Genomic DNA, 3,198 nt, shown 5'->3' with positions numbered 1-3,198 from the left:
CTAGGCTACTTATCCCCTATAGAATATAGGGAATTAGCAGCCTAGAAAATAGTGTTTTTATTGAGCTCCCTTAGTAAGGGTGCAGTGCCATATATGGCGTGTTTTTTATATGGAGAAATCATTTATAAAAATTTCCGTAAAACAATTTATAGATATACTTCAACGGTTTATTAAACCTATTCTTTTTTCGTATAAATTGTTGTAAAAAAATAACATAATAATTATCATTTTGTTTATCCAATATTTTAATTACTTTTTTTGTTATAAATTTGCTTTTTTTTGGGTATTACATATATAGCTATACTAGAGAAAGAGGTAGAACCATGGTTATGAACAACGGGAAAGGCTATTATGAAGATATCAGTGATGATTTGTTGTATGTTTCACAATCTATTAGTCAAAAAATCTCATCTGAAGATTTTAATTTATCAGATGAGAAGGAGATTATTAAAGACATTCTAGAAAAGTTGGAATCCCAATCCTCAGAATAATTCGTTATATACCGTCATAACGACTGCTCAAACTCCCATAGCAATCGTTATGATTTTTACTTTTTAAGATTAAAATATGCTTTAATCAAAGGCACCTCTTGATTGATTAATTCTTCTTGTGTCATATCAGTTGCATGTTCACCCCAAAATGATAATGCAGATCCTTTAACATTTTGACTATTCACTTCATTATAAGGACTCTTATTATAATAAAATTTGTTATATGCATATGCCCAACCTATATATTCAGCCTGTTCATTAATATCGTCCTGGCTAAACTGTTTTGAAGGCAAGAAATATAACGAATAATAATTATAGTTATATACATCAAAATAATATTTATCAAAATCTTCTACAGTTAAATTAGATTTATTGTCTTCATTTTGCTTCCAATATAATATTGAATAATGGTAATTTAAAGACTTCACCCCTTCATGCATGACCATATCATTCCACATCTGTGGCTCATATCCTTGTTGAAATGCATAGTCACCTATTTGATTCATATATTCTATAAAGCTATTTTGATGCGCACCTCCACCTGCTACTTCATCCCCACCGAGTACAATTCGTTGTTGTTCTGAAAATTGAGGTTGTTTAAACAACTCTGTTATTTCATCAATTTGTCTATTTGTAACATCTACTGCTTTACGATTTGAGAAAAAATCTAAAGTGTTATCACTATAATCACTGATTATTTCTTGATATAATGATTTATCATTTTGTTTAATCAAAGATAAAAAAGCTTTGGAATGAGAGGGAAAATCCATATCTGGAATGACCATTACATTTAAATCATTACTATACTCAATAAGTGATTTCACTTCTGTTTTTGTTAAATAATATGGATTAGAAAAACTTTTACGATCAAAATATTCTGATTCAATTGCGTAATTTTCATCATCTAAAAAATGTAATTGAAGGTATTGACCATTATGATCATGTATATATTTAACGATGGTTTTTAAAGTTTCTAAGGAATATGATTTTCTTGCGATGTCTACAGTGATACCTTTTTGTATATTTTCAGCTTGTACTTCATTGTTTAAAAAAGTGAAACTTAATAAAACAGATAAAGTGATTAGTATTTTACTTTTCATGTTGTCACCTTTTTCTATATAGTATGCAAACTGTTTTAATATGTATATTGATATATTTTAAGCGGAAACTCAATTGAGCTATCCCGCTTAAAATATATACAAAAATGCTTTTTATTAACTAAGCAAATTCTCTACTTCTCAGTATATCTCGGGTTATCTTTATTAAGTGTCCAATTACCTGTTGTTAAATATGAGGCATAGGCAGACCAACAAACATAAGGGATTAATAACAACCCTGCTGACTTATTCACTTTATAAAATTGAACAGTTGTTAAAATGACTGCACTCAATAAAACATAACTTTCAATAAGTGCTGTACCTCTTAATTTATATTTAAAATAAAGAATTGACCATAAATAATTTAAGCCCAACTGACTATAATAAGTAGTCTGTGTTGATTTAGTAGCACGCTCTTTCGTTATAATAGAATGTGCGATACCCATGCTTAAATATAGTATAGGCCATACAATTGGGAATATATACCCAGGTGGTGAGAATGGTGGTTTTTTATTTTTAGAATAGTCCTTTCGTGCGTTTTGAACAGCATATTTTCCGATTAGTCTACCACCAACTAACGGTGCTGAAATGATACCAGCGTATTTCAATATTTTACTTAATTTCATACAGAATCACCTTTTCAAAAGTTTGATGTCTAGTATATATACCCGAATTTGTCTATCATTAAAATAAGAACTTTTATAAAAGGAGTAATACAAGTGAAAATATTAATTTTAGGTGCTACAGGCAGAGTTGGACAAGAAGTATTAACACACGCACTATCGGACGGTCATGACGTAACCGTACTCGTTCGCGATAAAAATAAATTATGCGTCGACCATCAATCTGTAAGACTAATCGAAGGAAATGTATTAAATCCAAATGATATTCAAAAAGCAGCTGAATGTAACGACATTATTGTAAGTGCATTAAGTACAGACGGCTCCACTACATTATCAGAAGCTATGCCATTAATTATTGAAACAATGTCACAACAAGGCATTAAACGTATCATCACAATAGGTACTGCTGGCATATTACAAAGTCGAACTGACAAGAATTTACTACGCTATCAATCTAACGAATCTAAAAGACGCACAACACGTGCAGCAGAAGAACATCATAAAGTTTATACAATGCTTAAAGATTCAGAGCTAGATTGGACAATCATATGCCCAACCTATTTACCAGATGGCGAAAGAATCGGACAATACAGAGTCGAACGAGACTACTTACCAGAGAATGCCGTGAAAATATCTGTCCCAGACACAGCAGACTTCGTTTACGATCAAATATCGTCCGACGTATTTATTCAATCACGCGTTGGAATAGGATATTGATATAGAATTCTGAAATAGATTATAAAGACAATTCAACAAATACAAATGAAGCGACAACTGCAACATTATTCGCAATGTTAGGAAGTTTATTGTTCTTCAGAAAGCGTAAAACTGATAAATAATAAGATAACCCCTAAGAGATGTTTCATATGAAACATCTCTTAGGGGTCTTTTTATACGGCACTGCACCCTTACTAAGGGAGCTCAATAAAAACACTATTTTCTAGGCTGCTAATTCCCTATATTCTATAGGGGATAAGTAGCCTAGTT

The 3,198-nt window shown here is 31.1% G+C and carries 4 protein-coding genes; 2 read left to right on the top strand and 2 right to left on the bottom strand.

What is annotated here, in order from left to right:
• Positions 1–323: 323 nt before the first annotated feature.
• Positions 324–491, top strand: a complete 168-nt coding sequence (locus LQ611_RS13685) for a hypothetical protein (protein ID WP_158011165.1) — start codon at positions 324–326, stop codon at positions 489–491.
• 56 nt (positions 492–547) lie between these two features.
• Here LQ611_RS13685 and LQ611_RS13680 read toward each other — a convergent pair whose 3' ends face one another.
• Both LQ611_RS13680 and LQ611_RS13675 read right to left on the bottom strand, forming a co-directional pair.
• A complete protein-coding gene (locus LQ611_RS13680; RefSeq protein WP_103362165.1) occupies positions 548–1,591 on the bottom strand; it encodes a family 20 glycosylhydrolase in 1,044 nt (347 codons plus the stop codon).
• Positions 1,592–1,722: 131 nt separating this feature from the next.
• Positions 1,723–2,214: a TspO/MBR family protein gene (locus tag LQ611_RS13675; protein WP_025905385.1), complete on the bottom strand. Its 492-nt coding sequence runs from the start codon at positions 2,212–2,214 to the stop codon at positions 1,723–1,725.
• A gap of 93 nt (positions 2,215–2,307) precedes the next feature.
• Here LQ611_RS13675 and LQ611_RS13670 point away from each other — a divergent pair, with 93 nt between their 5' ends.
• Positions 2,308–2,928, top strand: coding sequence for an NAD(P)-dependent oxidoreductase (locus tag LQ611_RS13670; protein ID WP_103362164.1), 621 nt, complete (start codon positions 2,308–2,310; stop codon positions 2,926–2,928).
• Positions 2,929–3,198 lie beyond the last annotated feature (270 nt).

It is taken from the genome of Mammaliicoccus sp. L-M44 (assembly GCF_022386355.1).
GTDB lineage: Bacteria > Bacillota > Bacilli > Staphylococcales > Staphylococcaceae > Mammaliicoccus > Mammaliicoccus sciuri_A.
This window is presented reverse-complemented; position numbering and strand designations above follow the sequence as displayed.

Excerpts from the sequence above, each read along its gene's own strand:
- LQ611_RS13680 (WP_103362165.1), bottom strand. The coding sequence starts at position 1,591 with ATGAAAAGTAAAATACTAATCACTTTATCTGTTTTATTAAGTTTCACT.
- LQ611_RS13675 (WP_025905385.1), bottom strand. The coding sequence starts at position 2,214 with ATGAAATTAAGTAAAATATTGAAATACGCTGGTATCATTTCAGCACCG.
- LQ611_RS13685 (WP_158011165.1), top strand. The coding sequence starts at position 324 with ATGGTTATGAACAACGGGAAAGGCTATTATGAAGATATCAGTGATGAT.